This window comes from Paenibacillus lycopersici (genome assembly GCF_010119935.1).
Taxonomy (GTDB): domain Bacteria; phylum Bacillota; class Bacilli; order Paenibacillales; family Paenibacillaceae; genus Paenibacillus_Z; species Paenibacillus_Z lycopersici.
The window spans coordinates 6229961-6247466 of sequence record NZ_CP048209.1 but is presented as its reverse complement, the minus strand read 5'-3'; the positions used below and the strand labels follow the sequence as shown (position 1 = coordinate 6247466).

19 protein-coding genes are annotated in these 17506 nt (G+C 58.6%); 11 read left to right on the top strand and 8 right to left on the bottom strand.

What is annotated here, in order from left to right; translation table 11 throughout:
- Positions 1-184: 184 nt before the first annotated feature.
- Both GXP70_RS27280 and GXP70_RS27275 read left to right on the top strand, forming a co-directional pair.
- Positions 185-409: a hypothetical protein gene (locus GXP70_RS27280; protein ID WP_162359726.1), complete on the top strand. Its 225-nt coding sequence runs from the start codon at positions 185-187 to the stop codon at positions 407-409.
- Between the two features lie 48 nt (positions 410-457).
- Positions 458-664, top strand: a complete 207-nt coding sequence (locus tag GXP70_RS27275; RefSeq protein WP_162359725.1) for a CopG family transcriptional regulator — start codon at positions 458-460, stop codon at positions 662-664.
- A 97-nt stretch (positions 665-761) separates the two neighbouring features.
- Here GXP70_RS27275 and GXP70_RS27270 read toward each other — a convergent pair whose 3' ends face one another.
- Both GXP70_RS27270 and GXP70_RS27265 read right to left on the bottom strand, forming a co-directional pair.
- Positions 762-1307 carry a DUF6199 family natural product biosynthesis protein gene (locus GXP70_RS27270; protein WP_162359723.1) on the bottom strand — a complete coding sequence of 182 codons (546 nt, stop codon included), beginning with the start codon at positions 1305-1307 and terminating at the stop codon, positions 762-764.
- A gap of 112 nt (positions 1308-1419) precedes the next feature.
- Complete coding sequence (locus tag GXP70_RS27265) at positions 1420-1686, bottom strand: hypothetical protein (protein ID WP_162359722.1); 267 nt, start codon at positions 1684-1686, stop codon at positions 1420-1422.
- A 117-nt stretch (positions 1687-1803) separates the two neighbouring features.
- On the opposite strand from GXP70_RS27265, the gene GXP70_RS27260 reads away from it, so the two are divergent.
- A complete protein-coding gene (locus GXP70_RS27260; RefSeq protein ID WP_162359721.1) occupies positions 1804-2040 on the top strand; it encodes a response regulator transcription factor in 237 nt (78 codons plus the stop codon).
- A gap of 18 nt (positions 2041-2058) precedes the next feature.
- Here the strand turns inward: GXP70_RS27260 and GXP70_RS27255 are convergent, their stop codons facing one another.
- On the bottom strand, positions 2059-3000 hold the full coding sequence (locus GXP70_RS27255) for a hypothetical protein (RefSeq protein ID WP_162359719.1): 942 nt from the start codon (positions 2998-3000) through the stop codon (positions 2059-2061).
- Positions 3001-3264: 264 nt separating this feature from the next.
- The gene (locus GXP70_RS27250) at positions 3265-3909 is read right to left on the bottom strand and encodes a TetR/AcrR family transcriptional regulator (RefSeq protein WP_225442575.1); all 645 of its coding nucleotides are present in this window, start codon (positions 3907-3909) and stop codon (positions 3265-3267) included.
- 121 nt (positions 3910-4030) lie between these two features.
- Between GXP70_RS27250 and GXP70_RS27245 the strand changes: the two genes are divergently transcribed.
- The 3 genes from GXP70_RS27245 to GXP70_RS27235 all read left to right on the top strand — a co-directional run bounded on the left by GXP70_RS27245 (position 4031) and on the right by GXP70_RS27235 (position 7078).
- Positions 4031-4603, top strand: coding sequence for a cysteine hydrolase family protein (locus tag GXP70_RS27245; RefSeq protein WP_162359717.1), 573 nt, complete (start codon positions 4031-4033; stop codon positions 4601-4603).
- Complete coding sequence (locus GXP70_RS27240) at positions 4603-5811, top strand: multidrug efflux MFS transporter (protein ID WP_162359715.1); 1209 nt, start codon at positions 4603-4605, stop codon at positions 5809-5811. The genes GXP70_RS27245 and GXP70_RS27240 overlap by 1 nt, the downstream gene beginning before the upstream one ends.
- 172 nt (positions 5812-5983) lie before the next feature.
- Positions 5984-7078: a glycoside hydrolase family 172 protein gene (locus GXP70_RS27235; RefSeq protein WP_162359714.1), complete on the top strand. Its 1095-nt coding sequence runs from the start codon at positions 5984-5986 to the stop codon at positions 7076-7078.
- A 217-nt stretch (positions 7079-7295) separates the two neighbouring features.
- Here the strand turns inward: GXP70_RS27235 and GXP70_RS27230 are convergent, their stop codons facing one another.
- The 3 genes from GXP70_RS27230 to GXP70_RS27220 form a co-directional block, all read right to left on the bottom strand.
- A complete protein-coding gene (locus GXP70_RS27230; RefSeq protein ID WP_162359713.1) occupies positions 7296-7478 on the bottom strand; it encodes a twin-arginine translocase TatA/TatE family subunit in 183 nt (60 codons plus the stop codon).
- A 74-nt stretch (positions 7479-7552) separates the two neighbouring features.
- The gene (locus tag GXP70_RS27225; RefSeq protein ID WP_162359712.1) at positions 7553-8110 is read right to left on the bottom strand and encodes a RidA family protein; all 558 of its coding nucleotides are present in this window, start codon (positions 8108-8110) and stop codon (positions 7553-7555) included.
- Between the two features lie 138 nt (positions 8111-8248).
- Positions 8249-9856, bottom strand: a complete 1608-nt coding sequence (locus tag GXP70_RS27220; RefSeq protein ID WP_162359711.1) for a flavin monoamine oxidase family protein — start codon at positions 9854-9856, stop codon at positions 8249-8251.
- Between the two features lie 369 nt (positions 9857-10225).
- Here GXP70_RS27220 and GXP70_RS27215 point away from each other — a divergent pair, with 369 nt between their 5' ends.
- Complete coding sequence (locus GXP70_RS27215; RefSeq protein WP_162359710.1) at positions 10226-10456, top strand: MerR family transcriptional regulator; 231 nt, start codon at positions 10226-10228, stop codon at positions 10454-10456.
- Positions 10453-11205 carry a twin-arginine translocase subunit TatC gene (gene tatC, locus GXP70_RS27210; protein ID WP_162359709.1) on the top strand — a complete coding sequence of 251 codons (753 nt, stop codon included), beginning with the start codon at positions 10453-10455 and terminating at the stop codon, positions 11203-11205. Before GXP70_RS27215 ends, tatC begins: the two co-directional genes overlap by 4 nt.
- A gap of 2201 nt (positions 11206-13406) precedes the next feature.
- Here tatC and GXP70_RS27205 read toward each other — a convergent pair.
- Complete coding sequence (locus tag GXP70_RS27205) at positions 13407-14312, bottom strand: AraC family transcriptional regulator (protein WP_162359708.1); 906 nt, start codon at positions 14310-14312, stop codon at positions 13407-13409.
- Between the two features lie 634 nt (positions 14313-14946).
- Here GXP70_RS27205 and GXP70_RS27200 point away from each other — a divergent pair.
- From GXP70_RS27200 to GXP70_RS27190, 3 genes are read left to right on the top strand one after another with little or no spacing between them, the layout of a single operon-like run.
- A complete protein-coding gene (locus tag GXP70_RS27200; protein WP_162359707.1) occupies positions 14947-15789 on the top strand; it encodes a sugar phosphate isomerase/epimerase family protein in 843 nt (280 codons plus the stop codon).
- 4 nt (positions 15790-15793) lie between these two features.
- A complete protein-coding gene (locus tag GXP70_RS27195) occupies positions 15794-16816 on the top strand; it encodes a Gfo/Idh/MocA family protein (protein WP_162359706.1) in 1023 nt (340 codons plus the stop codon).
- A gap of 1 nt (position 16817) precedes the next feature.
- Positions 16818-17447, top strand: coding sequence for a carbohydrate-binding family 9-like protein (locus tag GXP70_RS27190; RefSeq protein WP_162359705.1), 630 nt, complete (start codon positions 16818-16820; stop codon positions 17445-17447).
- Positions 17448-17506 lie beyond the last annotated feature (59 nt).

Sequence of the window (17506 nt, the reverse complement as noted above, 5' to 3'; positions counted from 1 at the left end):
TGGTTAGACACCGGAAACGGCCAAAAGGCCACGGGCGCAGGAAATAAAAGCACGCGGAAATTTATAGGGCGACGAATAAGCGAAACTCTTCTTTGTCTACTCATTAAGGAATATATTGGTAGGAATCAGGATAGAAGAGAGGAATAAGAATTGGGAGAGCTGGGAGACTTCATGAGCGAGACCGATGCGACAGCCAGCATGCGTCTGGAAATCGAGAGCAGGCAGCAATACCTGGACGAGCTGCGGAAGACGCCTAAACAATGCCGACATCTTGAAGAAGACGGTCGATTTCATCGAGAAAATCCCGACAAAGAACGTCGACTTCGTTCGCTGGAACATGCGCGGCCTCAACTCGTTCCAAACGATATACGACGAGCTGGCGAACGAATACGCTTGGATCGCCAAATAATATCGAAAAATGCTGGACCAAGAGTCCGCAGTTAAAATTGCCACAGACTTGAAAAAAGCAGTCGAAACCAAGAAAATGCAGCACGGAGGCGCAAGGCCGGGCGCTGGACGGAAATCCGAGGGCGACAAGAAGGTCGTCACGATCACGCTGCCCACCGAGGATTGGGCGCTGATCGACGCGGCCATCGAGCAAGGGGCGTACAAAGGTTACGCAGACTACTTCCGGCAGCTGCAGGAGCGCCACGGCCGCCCATAAAAAGAAGCCGACCGTAGGCGACTCCCTAAATTTCCTATATTACGGTTATCGCTCCCAACCGCTGCCGCAAGCACGAGGCTGCGATTCACTCCAGCCCTTAACCGCTACGGCTCAGCCACGAGTGGAACAAGCTTTCCAGCTCGTCGCTTTGAAATAGGTACGCCTTGTCACCCGTTCTCGGAATCAGCTCGATGCCGCCCGAAGTAGTGATAAGCAGTTCGTCCGTCGTCCAGTCCTTGTAAACGATTGTCGCTTCGCCCGCGCCGCTGTAACTCGAACCTAGCGTAAAGCCTTTCATCTTCGCATGCGCCATTAGGTCGACGGCATGAGCCACTTCTTCCTTGCTCAATACCGAAGGCAAATCGGCCGACATCCCCATCTTAATATCCCGCACTTCATCGACGAATAGTAGCCGTTTTTGAAACGCAGACGCAGCCTCGGAGCTCCCGCCGCCTAGCGAACAGCTCGAAACCATAATAATGAGGCCAACAATGGCCGCGACTACGCCGACCGCACGGTTCATGAACAGCGCCGCTTCGGATGGCTCGGCATCCTTGATGCGCCAGCCGATCGATAGATACCACGCCGGATATGGAAATAACGTACTAAATAACCCGAACAGCATAAGCAGAAACCCGCCCATAATTGCTAAATCCCCCTTTTCATCTCCAAGAATATACGGGGATATTTGAGATGCGTTGCCGAATTAGGTTCTCATATCGTGTATGTCACGGCCTTCAACGCGATTGACTCGTTCATTTGCTGCCTCCCTGATCACCGCCGTCGATGACCTTGAACCGCGCGCGCCGCAGAATCGGTGGCTGTAGATCGACGATCGACTCGCGGATCGATCTGGTCGTATCGACCATCCCTTTGAGTTTATCCTCGATCCGATCGAACCTCTCGTCCATACTGTTAAACCGATTATTTATACGATCCAAAACCTCGGTTATCTGGCGGAGCCGCTCCTGCTCCTCTGCGCTTAACTCCGCAGGCTGCCCGTTCTTCGTCTCATCGCTCATCGTTATGCCTCCCGTCTGCCAGCTGGCGTATCGTATCCTCCTCGGTTTTCGCGCCTACGTGCTTTACTTCGACCTCGTCTGAGGCTTCCATGACATCCATCAAGCGCTCCGTGGGCGTTGCATAATGCCGGCGATGAGCGGGTTCGAGGTGCTGGCGCGCATGCGCGACGAGGCACGCGTCCCGGCCATACCCAAATCATGCTGCTGTCGGGAAGGACGAAGGACGAGGACGTCGAACAAGGGCTGATGCTGGGTGCGGATGCGTATATGTTCAAGCCGTTCTCTCTCGTCAACGTGGAAATGAAAGTAGCGGAGCTGCTTGCGAGGCGCGCAGGCCGAGCCGACCCGGGATGAGTCCCGGGTCGGCTCGTTTTACTTCAAATATCGGGTAATAAACGTAAACGCATGCTCCTGCCGGTCGGAGTTGACGCCGATCCCCGCGATATACGATTTGCCGACGAGGGGGAGTCCCTTCAGGAGCGGGCTGGCGGAGATGTCGACCCCGTAGACATGCTCCTCGAGGCCGTCTTCCGTCTTCGCCTTCAGCAGCAGCCCCGGCTTGAGACCCGGGCCCAGCTTAGCGGCGTCCGCGCCTTCGAGCGGAAGCAGGGCATAGTACCCGGCCAGCCTGGCGAAGCTCGCTTTATCCATAATATAGATGTCCGATTGGTGGTCGATCATCCCCATGCTGCTTTCAAGGAGTATTTCGTCCAGCCCCGTCTTGACTTCCGAAGGCGCGTAGGCGTAGAAGGCCTGGACTGCTTTCCATTGCGGAAATTGGGACAAGAGCTCCGCTTCCAGCGGCTTCAGATCGCTGACGTCGGGCATCTTTACTTGGTAGGACTCCCCCATTACAGGGAAATCGAGATTCTTGGTCGAATAGGTGCCGTCCCTGTTCATAAATTCGCCGAAGAAGGAGATGCTCAGATCGACAGGCGGGAGCTTGGCAAGCATGGCCGTATGGTGGCGGTGGTCGATAAAGCCTTTGATGCCGTAAATAATGACGAAAATCATGACGACGGAAAAAAAGATCGCGCCGATCATGGGGAACTTATAATTTTTGTTGTATTTGCCGTAGACGGCGGGGTTGAACTGCGCCATGATCTTCTGTCCGTCATACGCCAAAATCGTGTTGTACGCTTTATTGATTTCTTCGAAATTAACAGGCTGCCCGCCGGTTTGTTCCGATCGTTGGCGTAGACGAATCGCGCGCTCGCGGCGAATCGATAGAAAATACCGTTTCTCGACTTCTTCCCTCGGCGCGCCTTCCGGCAGGCGGAGCAGCTCGTAAGCTTTCTTCAACTCATCCATCATGGATCAACCCTCGCTTTTCTGTAGGATCGTCCTTATATAGAGCCTTTATGCTTTATTCCTTCATTTCCATAATATAGCATATAGAAGAGCGGGCATAGAGGGGGTTCTGATCCTTTTCGGCATGGATCTGTTCTGTTTCCGGCATGATTGCCAACGCCGTCTGTTGTAGCGTCGCTGCTGCCCGCAGCACGGCAAAGCCGTGCTTCTCTCCATTACCGGAGGCGAGGCACGGCTTCTGTGCGTACATGTGGGGAAGCATTAGAGTTAAGCGAGGGGAATGAACGTCAAGCAGAGCTGCTCGACGATCTGCTCGGATGTATAGCCGCGCACTTCCCGTTGGAAGAAGTAGGCATCGCTGCTCATCGCCATTAACAGCATATCGGCTTTGAAAATGCTGTTCGGCGGGATTTGACCGTCTCCGTCTCTTGCGGCGTCCCGGGCGATCTCGTCGAGCAGCTCGACGAGCATGTCATGCAGCTCGTTGTACAGCGGGCCCTTCGTCCGCGACTTCGGGCGGTTCTGGGAAGACGCGTCCTCCACGCCGATCAGCAGCTGCGCCTTCTTCTCGCGGAACCGCATGAACAGGACGATCAGTCCGCGCAGCCTGACGGTGGGGGAATCGTTCCGATTCTCTTCCAAGTAGGCTTCGATATCGTCGAATACTTGCACGAGGTTGTCCTTGATGAGGTCAAGGCACAGCTCGCTCTTGTTGCGGTAGCGGCGGTAGAGCGTGCCCGGCCCGATCTTCGCCTCCGTGGCAATCTGGTTCATGCTGACCTGCTCGACGCCGTGGCGCTCGAACAGGTCGAGGGCCGTTTGCAGGATGCGCTGGCGGTTCTCGGCGGCATCGCGGCGCTCGGGGCGCGGCGGGGCTGGCTCTGCTTCGTTCATCGGTTCTGTCTCGTTCATGGCGCATTGCCTCCTCGTCGTCGATAGAAAGCGGTTGTTGACAAACGGAGATCGCTCCGCTTAATATCAAGAGGAGAGTTCTCCGCTTAATACTATCATAGGAATAGGGAGTGTTCAATGGATGTCAACTAACCAAACTACCGCCCTGCTGGTCATGGATTTGCAGAACGGCATCGTCTCGCGTTTCCCCGACAAGGAGGCGGCGCTCGAGCCGTTCCGCAAGGCGTTGGAAACCGCCCGGCAACATAACATGCAAGTCATCTATGTACGCGTCGCGCTCCGCGAAGGCTACCCTGAAGTGAGCTCGCGCAACAAGTCGTTCTCCGCGATCGCCAGCCACGGCGGCATGACCGAAACGGATGAGGCGACGCAAATCTACGCCTCCGTGCAGCCGCAGCCGGGCGAACCGCTCGTGACGAAGCGCCGCTTCAGCGCCTTCACCGGCAGCGACCTGGAAGTGCTGCTCCGCGGCCGCCAGATCGACTCGCTGGTGCTGAGCGGCATTTCGACGAGCGGCGTCGTGCTGTCGACGCTGCGGGAAGCGGCGGACAAGGATTACAAGCTGACGGTGCTCGCCGACGCTTGTCTGGACGGCGATCCCGAAGTTCACCGCGTGCTCACCGAGAAGGTATTCCCGCGCCAGGCGGACGTGATGACCGTCGACGCATGGGCCGATACGCTGCGGAACCGCTAATGCCTGTCTGGAAGCGCAATCTGATCGTCTGCTGGTTCGGCATGTTCATGACGAGCGTCGGCATGAGCCAGCTTGCGCCGGTGCTTCCGCTCTATATCAAGCAGCTCGGCGTGGAGGATGCGGCGGCCATTGCACAATACTCGGGACTGGCTTTCGGGATTACGTTCATCCTGTCCGCGCTGTTCTCCCCGATCTGGGGCCATGCCGCGGATAAGTTCGGCCGCAAGCCGATGCTGCTGCGGGCAAGTCTGGGCATGGCGGTCGTCGTGTTCAGCATGGGTTTCGCGCACAATGTCTATGAATTGGTCGGGCTGCGCTTGCTGCAGGGGATCATTACCGGGTACAGCACGGCTTGCACGACATTGATCGCGACGCAGACGGATAAGGATCACGCCGGCTGGGCGCTCGGCACGCTGTCGACGGCAGGGATCTCGGGCTCGCTGCTCGGCCCGCTCATCGGCGGGGCCATCGAATTGAAGTTCGGCCTGACTTACGTATTCTTCATTACGGGCGCCATGCTGATGATCGCCTTCCTTACGACGCTACTGTTCGTGAAGGAAAACTTCGTCCGCCAGCAGAAGAAGGTACTCGGCATGAAGGAGCTGTGGCAGCTGGTGCCGGAGAAGAGCTTGACGGTCACGATGTTCGTCACGTACTTCATCCTCACCGTCGCCCTGTATTCCGTCGAGCCGGTCGTCACCGTCTTCGTGACGAGCCTCTCCGGCGGCGGCCGCCATGTCGCGCTGCTGTCGGGGCTGACGTTCTCGGCATCGGGGCTGGCGAACATTATCGCCGCGCCCCGGCTCGGGAAGCTGTCGGACCGCATCGGCGCGCACAAGGTGATGCTGTACGCGCTGCTCGCGGCGGGGGTGCTGTTCGTGCTGCAGACGCTCGTGCGAAGCACCTGGGAGCTGATCGCGCTGCGTTTCTTGTTCGGCTTGGCGGCGGGCGGGCTCTCGCCTTCCGTCAACATCCTGGTGAAGAAGATTACGCCGGCAGCGCTGACGGGCAGGGTATTCGGCTTCAACATGTCGGCCGGGTATCTCGGCGTCTTCGCGGGCGCGCTGCTTGGCGGGCAGGTGGCGGCGTTCTTCGGCGTCCGGTACGTCTTCTTGATTACCGGCGTGCTGCTGTTCGTCAACGCCGCATGGGTCTATGGCAAAGTGTACCGGAAGCTCAACGCGCTTCGGCCTCAGCCATCGCATTGAAGAAGAATCCGCGGCGGACCGCAATCCGCCGCGGATTCTTTTGCATCTAGGATCATATAAGATCATGAAAGATTAACATGAATAACTTCCGGCATTCACGTCGTTTCTACCGGGCCGTGCGCTTAGCCTTGCGGAATTAATAACGCTTTCATGGAGGAAATACGGGCGCCCCGTGGAAGTATTCATTCAGATCGCGCTGCTCTTCGCTGCGGGCGAAATCGCGAATTTGGATGAATGGAGACGAGCCGAAATGTTTACCAACCTGTCCGACCTGCGTCATGTAACGTCGAAGCAGTTTACGACGTTCGATCCCGTTACGAGAAGCAAAACGAAAAACGTGCTGCCGGGCGGCCCCGCCGTTACCTTGGCCGAAAGCGGCAAGCCGGGCATGATTACCCGGATGTGGCTGACGTTCCCGGGTTGGTTCTGGCGCCACTGGGATACCGCGTCCGTCAACGAGCCTTCGACCTTGAAGAAGCTCATCCTCCGCATTTATTGGGATGGCGAAGCGTCCCCGTCCGTCGAGGCGCCGATCGGCGACTTCTTCGGCAACGGCCATTGCGAATTCCAGCATTACACGTCGCGCTATCTCGGCATGTCGAGCGGCGGCTTCTACAGCTATTTCCCGATGCCGTACGAGAAGGTGCGGATCGAGGTGCAGAACCTGCACGACAGCATTCCGGTCGACGTGTTCTTCAACGCCAACTACGAGGAATACGACGAGCTGCCGGCGAACGCCGGCCGCTTCCACTGCCTGTTCCGCACGGGCCGGCTGGGCGCCGAAGATCCGCTGCGGATGGCGGACATCCGGGGGCGGGGCCATTATGTCGGCTGCAGCCTCTCCATGCAGGGCGAACCGCTGAATTACCTGTCTTACCTGGAGGCGCCGGAATATATCTACATCGACACGGAGGACCGTGAGAAGCCGACGATCGTCGGCACCGGGCTCGAGGATTATTTCAACGGGGGCTGGTACTTCCGCGACGGCGATTTCCATGGCGATCTGCATGGCGTGCCGGTGAAGGATACGCTGCGCTCGATGATCAGCATGTACCGGTTCCACGAGCGGGACGCGATCGCGTTCCAGGAAAGCTTCAGCCTCGCCTTCGTTAATCCGTGGGCAGGCAGCCACTTGAAGCCGTACTGGTTCGCATCGACGGCGTACTGGTACCAGGACCGCGCGGCGGCGCTTCCGGACCGGCTGCCCGTGGATAAGCTGATGAGCATGTACCGCATTCGCGACACGGACCATCAGTCGATCCCTTAAGCGAGGACCGGGCGAGCAGCGGGATGACAACGACCCGTATGCGATTACGCCGCGTATGCGTCAGTGACAGGCGATTCGCCGGCTGCTTGTTGGCACGGCGATAGAAGTTAAGGATCATGAGGAAAGGCCGCTCCCTAGCCTGCAGCCAGCAGGAAGGGAAGCGGCTTTTTGTTTGCGGCGGGGGAGATGAAGCAGGCGCGGCGGGGATCGGACGGGTTTACGACTTGTTCTCGGTCGGTTCTTCCTTGCTGTCGGAGACGAGCTCCTTGGCGGAGGATTTGAATTCGTGGAGGGTGCGTCCGACCGCGCGGCCCAGCTCAGGCAGCTTGGAAGGTCCGAAAATAATGAGCACGACGACGAGGATCATCATAAGGCCCGGGAAGCCTACGTTTTGCAGCATGCGAATCATCTCCATTTCATTTGATTGTCCTTGCGGGTTGCGGATCGCGTGACGGCTGCTGCCGGTTAAGCGGGTTAATCCTGATTATGATTGCTCGGATAGGCGGCAACCGCTTCGATCTCGATCAGCCAATCGGCGTTGACGAGGCCGGAGACGCCGACGGTGGAGCGGGCCGTCTTGGTCGGATTGTCCTGCGTAGCGAAGAACTTCGCGTAGGCGCTGAACCAGCCGTCGAAATCGAACTTGCCGCCCTTCGCCGCATCCGGCGCGATATAGACGCGCAAGTATGTCACGTCCTTCAGCGACAGGCCTTGCTCCTTCAGCTGCTTCTCGATGTTCTGCAGGATGCTGATGCCCTGCGTTTCCGTGTCGCCGTACCGCTCGTAGACGGTCTTGCCGTCCTTGTTGATGAGCGCCGGCGTCGTGCCGCTCGTCTCGAAGGTGGCGGTGCCGGCGGGCATGGCGACGGCGCTGGCGATGGACGACTTCGGGCTGCCGTAGAATTCCGGCTCGTAGATCGGCGCGAGCGGATATTTGTTCGGCGTGATCGCCGCGTAGACGCTCGCGGTCGCGGCCAGGCAGGAAACAACGATAACGCCGGCGGCGATTTTGACTTTGCGGGTAAACTTCATGGTTCTTCCCTCCTGTAAGTGTGGGTGACGGATAATAATGGCGGCGATAGAAGCGGCAATCAGGGCGGCAATAAAAGCGGCAATAAAAGCGGCAATAAGAGCGGCAATAGCGGCAAACAGGGCGATGAAAGGGCAGGGCTATTCTTTCATGACGCGTTCGTGGATGTCGGTGACGACGGATCTTGCGGATTCGATGGCGCCTGCCATCCAGGCGGTGATGTAGCTGATGTGCTCGCCTGCGAGGTAGACGCGACGGTCCGGCCGGCACAGTACCGGATAGTTCGTCTTCCGGTCGTCGGCCGAGTAGGACACCCAGCTGCCCATGTTGTATTTGATCGTCTTCCAGTTGACGGAGAAGGAGGATTCGAACTCTCTGTAGTATTGCGGGTGGATCTTGGAGCCTTGGGCCAGGGCAAGCGCTTCTCGCTCCTGGAAGGACAGCGCGCCGATCTTGTCGGCTTTGGCGCCCATCGCATAGTAGCCCAGCAGCAAGCCTTTCTTGGCAAAGTAGTTCGTCGGCGGGTAGTAGATGGAGGAGATGTCCATGTTCGTCAGCGTGTTGCCGCCGAAGATGAGATCGTCCTCTTCCCAGAACCGGCGTTTGAACTGCAGGCCGATCTTGCCGGCGTTGGCGTATTTGGTGTTGTTGATCGCCGTCGTCATTTCCGGCGACAGGTCGTGCTTGATCGTCTTCAGCACGGACAGCGGAATCGTGCAGATGCAGTAATCGCCTTCGATTTGCTTGGCTTCGCCGCTGATCAGGTCCTTATAGGAGACAATTACCTTCTCGCCGACATGCTTGATCTCGGTGACCTCCATATTGTGCTTGATCCGGTTGCCGAGCCGCTTCTCGAACGCCTTCGGAATGGCATCGATGCCGCCGACGGGGTGGAACATCATCATTTGCTGATCGTACTCGTACTCGCTGCTGAAATAGCTGGCGAAGCCCGAGTTGATGATCGCCTTCATGTCGAACGGATCGCGGATGACGCCGGCGTCGAGCCGCGAGCCCGGTTCGTCCTTGTAGCCGCCGCGGGACGAGCCTTTGTAGAACAGATCGGCGTCGAGGTTGCCCTCGGAACGGAGATAGGCGACGACCTTCTCTTTCTCCTCCGGCGTGATCGGCAGATCGAGGCCGGGCTGATTGACGGCTTTCGCCAGCAGCTCGCTGATATAGCCCTTCGCGTCGGCTTTCGCGGCCCGCTTGCGAACCGGCGTGTCGGACAAGGAGCCGCCCACGCCCGTATTATAGTAATAGGCGCTCTCGTTCACGTTGTTGAAGGGCTCCATCTGGATGCCGAACTCCCGGCAGTATTCCATCGTGACATGGAATTGCGGGATGCGCATGCAGCCGGCGTTCAAGTAATGGCCGTCGTCGAATCGCGCGACCTGCTTCTGACCGCCGACCTCCGTCACGGTCGTGCCGCGGCGGACCGACCAGTTCCGGCCGCCGGTGCGGGCACGGGCTTCGAGGATGGTACAGTCGTAACCGGCCTTGCCAAGCTCGTAAGCGGACGTCAAGCCCGCAAGACCCGCGCCGAGAATGACGATCTTCTTGCCGGAGCGGTTCGTCCCTTTCAGATCCCAGCTGGAAGGAGGCTCGTATTCCGCCGCTTTCATCGTCTCCGGCGTGAACAGCCCCATCGTGCCCATAACGCTGAACACGGCAGCGGCGCCGCCGATCTTGCCCACGGTCGTCAGGAATTGTCTGCGCGACCATTCGTTTGGCGTTTCTTTCGTTTCCATGCGCTTCAGCTCCTTTTGCGGTTCGTCTGTCCGACTTGAGAGCAATGTAGCATGGATTTTTCAACGGAATCCAATATTTTGTAAGAATATCTAACATAAATAAAATTTATATATCCGATAAATAATTTAGATCGAAAAGCGTGAGTGAGAGCCATATTCGCAAATTATCAAGCGTTTAGCCATTTCGGAAGCGCATTCCTTCCTACGGAACTGGAAAATCGCAGGCCATCTGACCCATTGAATAATCGCCAATCTGCTGTTATCATTTCGACCTAAGAAGGTTATGTTAGTTTTTCTGACATTACTGGTGTTTGGAGGCGTCAGCTGGATAACGACCACTACAAGCGCGATAGGGAGGCTGGTTGGACGATGACAGACAAGGTGATGAGCATCGGAATCGTTTGCGATTTGACGGGATTGACAGAACGGCAAATCCGGTATTACGAAGAACGGCAGCTCGTATTTCCGGTTCGTTCGAAAGGCGGGGCGCGCAAGTATTCGTTCGAGGACGTGGCGCGGCTGAAGGAAATTAACGATAAGCTGAGGGACGGATTCCATACGTTCGAGCTGCGCAAGGCCGGAAGGATGTGCTGCGAATGAAACGAATCGAAGAGACGATGACGCTCATCGGCCATCTGACCGAGCTGAGAGCCCGAATCTGGCGCATCTTCGCCGTCTTCCTTGCCGCGATGGGCGGGGGGCTCTATCTCTCGCCGAAGGTGCTGCACTATTTGAAGTCCGTTCCTCCCGGCTCGAAGATGACGTGGAACGTGTTCTCCCCTTGGGACGGTATCCGCATGTACATGACCGTCGCCGTCGTGTTCGCGCTAGCGGTATCGCTGCCGTTCCTGCTGTACCAGCTGTGGGGCTTCGTGCGGCAAGGGCTTCATCCCGACGAGCGCTCGGCGGCGCTGCGGTACGTGCCGTACAGCATCATCTGCTTCCTGACCGGGCTCGCGTTCGGCTATTTCGTCGTCTTCCCGATGAGCTTCGCGTTCACCTCGCGAATCACGAGGAGCATGCAGCTGGTCGAGACGTACGGCGTCGCGCAGTATTTCGGCTTCATGTGCAACATCATCATCCCGCTCGCCGTCGCCTTCGAGCTTCCCGTCGTCGTCATGTTCCTGACGAAGATCGGTCTGCTGACCCCGAAGGCGCTGCACAAAATGCGCCGGTACGCGTATCTCATCCTCGTCATCGTCGCCAGTCTCATATCGCCGCCGGAGCTGATCTCCCACATGATGGTCTTCATCCCGCTCGTCCTGCTCTATGAAATCAGCGTACTATTGTCGCGTTTCGTGTACGGGCGCAAGAAGAGCGCAGTGCTCGTCGAGAACGCGGGCGCGTAGCAGATCGATATCGCATGTGCGCATGCGTGATTGCGTGATTGCGTGATTGCGCGATTGCGCGAACATAATGGAAATGCCGCGCTCCCGAGGGAGGCGGCATTTTTGCTTTTGCAGCGCTGACTGACGGCTGGCGGTGGGCGCTTGGGTAAGGTGAGCTGACTGACGGCTGGCGGTGGGCGCTTGCGTAAGGTGAGCTGACTGCCGGCTGTCGACGGGTGCTTGGGTAAGCTGAGCTGACTGCCGGCTGGCGGTCGGCGCTTGGGTAAGGTGAGCTGACTGACGGTTGGCGGTGGGTGCATGCGTAAGGTGAGCTGACTGACGGCTTACGGTGGTTGCATGCGTAAGCTGGGCTGCCTGACGGCTTACGGTGGGTGCATGCGTAAGCTGGGCTGCCTGACGACTTGTGGTGGGTGCACGGGTAAGTTGAACTGCCTGACGGCTGGCGGTCGGCGCAAGGGTAAGGTGAGCTGACTGACGGCTTACGGTGGTTGCATGCGTAAGCTGAGCTGACTGACGGCTTACGGTGGTTGCATGCGTAAGCTGAGCTGACTGACGGCTTACGGTGGTTGCATGCGTAAGCTGAGCTGACTGACGGCTGGCGGTCGGCGCATGGGTAAGTTGAGCTGCCTGCCGGCTGGCGGTCGGCGCATGGGTAAGTTGAGCTGCCTGCCGGCTGGCGGTCGGCGCAAGGGTAAGGTGAGCTGCCTGACGGCTGGCGGTCGGCGCAAGGGTAAGCTGGGTTGATTGACGTCTGGCTGTGGTGCATGGGTAAGCTGAGCTGCCTGACGGCTGGCGGTGGTCGCATGCGTAAGGTGAGCTGATTAATGGCTTGCGGTGGATGCATGTTTAAGCTGAGCTTCTGACGGTTGGCGGTGGGTGCACGGGTAAGTTGAGCTGATTAATGGCTTGCGGTGGATGCATGTTTAAGCTGAGTTGAATGACGGCTGGCGGTGGGAACATGGGTAAGCTAAGCTGCCTGAAGGCTTGACGGTGGTGCATGGGTAAGCTGAGCTGCCTGCCGGCTGGCGGTCGGCGCAAGGGTAAGCTGAGCTGCCTGCCGGCTGCCCCGTCGGCGCTAAAGAATCGAGATGGCGCTATTCGTGCCTTTTGTCTGCTTTCAAAATCGTAACGAACCCCAGCGTCGTTAATCGGCTTCTCAACCCTATCTGGGAGCCGAATTGGCCGAAATAAGGTGTCTTAGATTCGTTGCTCCTTGTACAGCGTTAGATTGATCCATATAAGGCGTGTACGATTCGTAAGGCTAGCGGACAGACTAGCTGGCCAGTCTGTTCAACGGATCGACCAGCAGGCCGCTCATCGTTTCATCCAGCAGTCCGTCCTACGTTACCGTCCAATTTCTCCATCCAATGTCCCCGTCCAATGCCCATGTCCAACGTTCATGTCCAACGTCCCCATCCAATGTCCCCGTCCAACGTCCCCGACCAACGTCCATGTCCAACGTTCATGTCCAACGTCCCTGCCCAACGTCCCCGTCCAACGTTCCCGTCCAACGTCCCCATCCAACGTCCCCATCCTACAGCCCGCCCATCTGCCGTGAACCTTCGATCCCGTCTGCGTCGGAAAATCCGCAGCCCGTGAGCGCTCGCACTACCTCTAGAATCCTGCCGAACATCGGCTCACTCCAACTTCCCCCGGTCGTCCTGCGGTGAACCACTAGCAGCTGGGGCGAAAAGCTTTCCCCCGGAAGGAATCCCGAGGGAATCGCCCGCAATCGAGGCGAAAAGCTTTCCCCCGGAAGGAATCCCGAGGGAATCGCCCGCAATCGAGGCGAAAAGCTTCCCCCGGGAAGGAATTCCCGGTGAATCGCCCGCAATCGAGGCGAAAAGCTTCCCCGGGAAGGAATTCCCGGTGAATCGCCCCCAATCGAGGCGAAAAGCTTCCCCCGGGAAGGAATCCCAGGGGAATCGCCCCCAACCGAGGCGAAAAGCTTCCCTCGGGAAGGAATTCCGAGGAAATCGCCCCCAACCGAGGCGCGAAAAGCTTCCCCCGGGAAGGAATTCCGAGGAAATCGCCCCCAATCGAGGCGAAAAGCTTTCCCCGGGAAGGAATCCCAGGGGAATCGCCCTCAATCGAGGCGAAAAGCTTCCCCCGGGAAGGAATTCCCGGTGAATCGCCCCCAATCGAGGCGAAAAGCTTCCCCCGGGAAGGAATCCCAGGGGAATCGCCCGCCCCGCGATACGCTATTCCCGCCCCTCGGCACGCGCCTTGACGGAGCGGGCATACTCCGAGGGCGACATGCCGGTCGCCCGCTTGAAATCGCGCGAGAAATAGTGGATGCTCCCGTACCCGAGCCTGGCGGCGATTTCCGTATGGTTGAACTGCATCTCGCGGATTAAGGACTTCGCCTCCTGAATCTTTAACTGCTTGAAGTACTCCATCGCCCCCGTGCCGACGCGCGTCTGAAAAATCTCTTTCAGCCGTGTTTTGCCCAGATGAACGGCCTGGCACAGCTGGTCGAGCGTCAGGTTGTCGGCCAGATGCTCCTGCATGTAGGCGATGATCCGCTCCTCGATGCGCTGCTCGGCATTCTCGCGCTGGAGCGAAGCCAGCTTCGGCGTTTCCTGGGCGGCGGCAGGCCCTTCGCCGCGCAGCAGGAAGACGAGCAGCAGTTCCAGATACGCCTTGATCACCTGCTCGCCGGCATAAGGAGCGCTCTCTTGCAGCGTCAGCCGGTGCGAGCGCGGATCGTCGAACGGAGGCAGGAACGTGCGGAAGCCTTCCTGGAGGATGAGGGCGAGCAATTCCGCTTCTTTCTTGCCAAGTGCCAGTACTTTATCCTCGAAGCGCGCCATATCGGGCGAGCGGGATTCGAACGAGATGACGATCAGGTTCGGCGGCTTATGGTGGTGCGCGACCTGAACGGTATGGAATTCGCCGGGCTTATGGAAAATCATCTCCCCCTGCGAGAGCTTGATCGTCCGGTCATCGGCGCGGACCTCGACCTCGCCTTTGTCCACGTACAGCATCTCCCAGAAGTCATGCTCCTCGCCCTCGAACACGAACCCTTTGGCATATTCGAAATAATGAAAGGAATAGAGCTTCGTAATGGTAATGGATTCGCTGAGCGTCAGCGACGGGAAGTCCATGGCGGTCATCCTTTCGTCAGGTGAAAGCGGTCATCGGAGCGAATTCGTCGCGAACCGGCTCCGCAAAAACATCATCGGCGGTGCAGGCTGCCAATTGCGCCTTGATTCTCGCAACGGTTCAGGCCAGCCAGAGGGCAACCGGCACTAGCAGTCAGTACTAGCGACCAGCACTAGCAGTCGGCACCAGCGGCCGTCACTAGCAGCAGCACCAGCGGCCGTCACTAGCAGCAGCACTAGCGGCTGTCACTAGCAGCAGCACTAGCGACCAGCACTAGCGATCAGCACTAGCAGCCAGCACTAACAGTCGGCACTAGCGGCCGTCACTGGCAGCAGCACTAGCGACCAGTACTAGCAGCCGTCACCAGCGGCCGTCACCAGCGGCCGTCACTAGCAGTCAGTGCTAGCGACCAGCACTAGCGACTAGCACTAGCAGCAGCACGAGCAGTCGGCACCAGCGGCCGTCACTAGCAGCAGCACTAGCGGCCAACTCGCAGCCATTGGCGCCTGCAGGAATTCCTCTTCCGGCTCTTCCATCTTAGCACAGCCGCCGCAGTGCAAAAACTCCGGCCGTATTGCTAAATCTACGCCGCCCCCCAGCTTCTATAATAGAACCATAACCAGGAGGTGGACCGCCATGAAAAAAGGAATCAACATTTGGTCGTTTCCGGAGCAGACAAGCATTGCGGAAGCGATCGCGATCGCGAAGGACGCGGGCTTCGAGGGCATCGAGCTGTCGCTGAACGAGAACGGACCGTTAAGCTTGGAGAGCAGCGCGCGGGAAATCGAGGAGATCCGCAAGCTGGCCGAGGATGCGGGCATTGATCTGACTAGCCTCGCGAGCGGCCTGTATTGGAGCTATTCGATGACGAGCTCGGACGCCGCGAACCGCGAGAAGGCGCAGGATATCGCGAAGAAGCAGCTGGAAGCCGCGGCGATCCTCGGCGTGGACACGATCCTCGTTATTCCTGGCGCGGTCGGCGTCGATTTCATTCCGGGCAGCGAGGTCGTACCGTACGATCAAGCCTATGATCTTGCTTTGGAAGCGGTTACGAAGCTGGCGTCATCGGCCGAAGCGGCAGGCGTCTCCATCGGAATCGAGAACGTGTGGAACAAATTCCTGCTGTCGCCGCTCGAGCTGCGGCAGTTCATCGACGCAACGGGCTCGGACTATGTCGGCGCGTATTTCGACGTAGGCAATGTCGTGTTCGCCGGGTACCCGGAGCATTGGATCCGGATCCTGAACAAACGCATCAAAAAGGTGCATTTCAAGGATTACCGCCGCGAGAGCGGGGGACTGTCCGGCTTCGTCGACCTGCTCGCAGGGGACGTGAACTATCCGGAGGTCGTCAAGGCGCTGGAAGAGGTCGGCTATAACGACTACGTGATCGGGGAAATGATTCCGCCGTACACGCATCACGGCAAACAGATTATTTATAACACGTCCGCGTCGATGAGCGCGATTCTGGGGAGGAACTAACGTTATGCTGAAAATTGGCTTGATTGGACTCGGGTTCATGGGCGGCGCGCATATGGACAACTATCTCCGGCTGGAAAAGGAAGGCTTGGATGTTCGTCTGGCGGCGATCTGCGACATTAACCCGGCGAAGCTGGAAGGCCGTGCGGCCGTCGGCAATATCGAGACGTCGTCCGAGGAAGCGATCGATTACGGGCGGTTCGCCAAATATTCGTCGATCGCGGAAATGCTGGAGCGGGAAGAGCTCGATGCCGTCGACATTGCGCTGCCGACGTATTTGCACAAAGAAGTCACGATTCAATGCCTGCAAGCGGGCGTTCACGTTCTGTGCGAGAAACCGATGGCGATGAACGCGGCCGACTGCGAGGCGATGATCCAGGCTGCCGATGCAAGCGGCAAACAGCTGATGATCGGGCAATGCCTCCGTTTCTGGCCGGCCTATGTCTATCTGAAGGAACTGATCGACAACAACACGTACGGCAAAGTGACAAGCGCTTCGTTCTTCCGCGGCGGCGGTACGCCGACATGGGGGCCGTGGCTGATGGAGGCGGAGAAGGCCGGCGGCGCGCTGCTCGATATGCACGTGCATGACGTCGACGCCATCAATTGGCTGTTCGGCCTGCCGGAAGCGGTATCCTGCCTGGCGAGCAACCTCATTCCGGGGTCGGGGTACGACGTCGTCTCGGCGAACTTCCGCTACCCGGACGGCAAAGTTATCAATGCCCAGGTCGACTGGACGCTGCAGGGCGATTTTGGCTTCGAAATGAGCTTCCGGGTCAATTTCGAGCAGGCGAACGTGCTGTTCCGCGGCGCAGACGTGAAGGTCAACCCGAACAGCTCCCCAGGTTTCACGCCGGAACTGTCTGCGGATCAAGGCTACTATTTCGAACTCAAATATTTCGTGGAATCGCTGCTGGCTGGCCGTTCGATCGCGGAAGCGACGCCGCGCAGCACGCAGGACACGATCCGCATCAGCGAAGCCGAGATCGCCTCGGCCGGACGTGCCGGCGAATGGGTCGCGGTGAACTAAGATGTTCCTGGCCGAAGTCCCGACTTATCGCTGCCGTTTCGTAGAAGCATCGCCGGACGGTTCCGTGCCTTGGGAGCGGATCGCGTCCGCTGGGCTGGCGGATGTCGTCTCGGGCGGGCGTCCGGTGCTTGCGACGTCCGTGCAAGCGTGCTGGACCGCTGCCGACCTCCGATTCCGTTTTGAATGCGAGGACGATCATGTGGTGGCAACCATGCCGGGCCACGACGATCCGATCTACGAGGAGGACGTCGTGGAAGTGTTCCTCGATGAGACCGGCGGGGGCACGGAATATTACGAGCTTGAAGTCAGTCCGCGGAACGTTGTCTTCGATGCTATGATCCGCAACAATCGGCAAGGGGCGAAGGAGATCGATCTGGCGTGGCACCCCGTCGGCATGACGACCAGCGTAACTGACATCGGCGATGGAACCACGGTATACGAGATCCGGCTGCCGCTAAACAACTTTAAACGCATGCCGGCCGAGGGCTCGGTCTGGCGCTGGAACGCTTACCGGATAGACGAGGATCGTCAAGGCATCCGCCACTATTCGGCCTGGAGCCCGACAGGGGCGGTCAATTATCACATCCCGCAGCGTTTCGGCGTGCTGGCGTTCGTGCAGGACATGGACTAGGGCGCCTTGCGCATGCGGCGCAGCTCGGCTAGGCGTATGCGGCGTAGCCCGGCCAGGAT

Bases quoted from the DNA above. Each gene is read 5' to 3' on its own strand.
- GXP70_RS27280 (WP_162359726.1), top strand. From the start codon at position 185: ATGCGACAGCCAGCATGCGTCTGGAAATCGAGAGCAGGCAGCAATACC.
- GXP70_RS27270 (WP_162359723.1), bottom strand. From the start codon at position 1,307: ATGGGCGGGTTTCTGCTTATGCTGTTCGGGTTATTTAGTACGTTATTT.
- GXP70_RS27265 (WP_162359722.1), bottom strand. From the start codon at position 1,686: ATGAGCGATGAGACGAAGAACGGGCAGCCTGCGGAGTTAAGCGCAGAG.
- GXP70_RS27255 (WP_162359719.1), bottom strand. From the start codon at position 3,000: ATGATGGATGAGTTGAAGAAAGCTTACGAGCTGCTCCGCCTGCCGGAA.
- GXP70_RS27250 (WP_225442575.1), bottom strand. From the start codon at position 3,909: ATGAACGAGACAGAACCGATGAACGAAGCAGAGCCAGCCCCGCCGCGC.
- GXP70_RS27245 (WP_162359717.1), top strand. From the start codon at position 4,031: ATGTCAACTAACCAAACTACCGCCCTGCTGGTCATGGATTTGCAGAAC.
- GXP70_RS27240 (WP_162359715.1), top strand. From the start codon at position 4,603: ATGCCTGTCTGGAAGCGCAATCTGATCGTCTGCTGGTTCGGCATGTTC.
- GXP70_RS27230 (WP_162359713.1), bottom strand. From the start codon at position 7,478: ATGCTGCAAAACGTAGGCTTCCCGGGCCTTATGATGATCCTCGTCGTC.
- GXP70_RS27225 (WP_162359712.1), bottom strand. From the start codon at position 8,110: ATGAAGTTTACCCGCAAAGTCAAAATCGCCGCCGGCGTTATCGTTGTT.
- GXP70_RS27220 (WP_162359711.1), bottom strand. From the start codon at position 9,856: ATGGAAACGAAAGAAACGCCAAACGAATGGTCGCGCAGACAATTCCTG.
- GXP70_RS27215 (WP_162359710.1), top strand. From the start codon at position 10,226: ATGACAGACAAGGTGATGAGCATCGGAATCGTTTGCGATTTGACGGGA.
- tatC (WP_162359709.1), top strand. From the start codon at position 10,453: ATGAAACGAATCGAAGAGACGATGACGCTCATCGGCCATCTGACCGAG.
- GXP70_RS27205 (WP_162359708.1), bottom strand. From the start codon at position 14,312: ATGGACTTCCCGTCGCTGACGCTCAGCGAATCCATTACCATTACGAAG.
- GXP70_RS27200 (WP_162359707.1), top strand. From the start codon at position 14,947: ATGAAAAAAGGAATCAACATTTGGTCGTTTCCGGAGCAGACAAGCATT.
- GXP70_RS27195 (WP_162359706.1), top strand. From the start codon at position 15,794: ATGCTGAAAATTGGCTTGATTGGACTCGGGTTCATGGGCGGCGCGCAT.
- GXP70_RS27190 (WP_162359705.1), top strand. From the start codon at position 16,818: ATGTTCCTGGCCGAAGTCCCGACTTATCGCTGCCGTTTCGTAGAAGCA.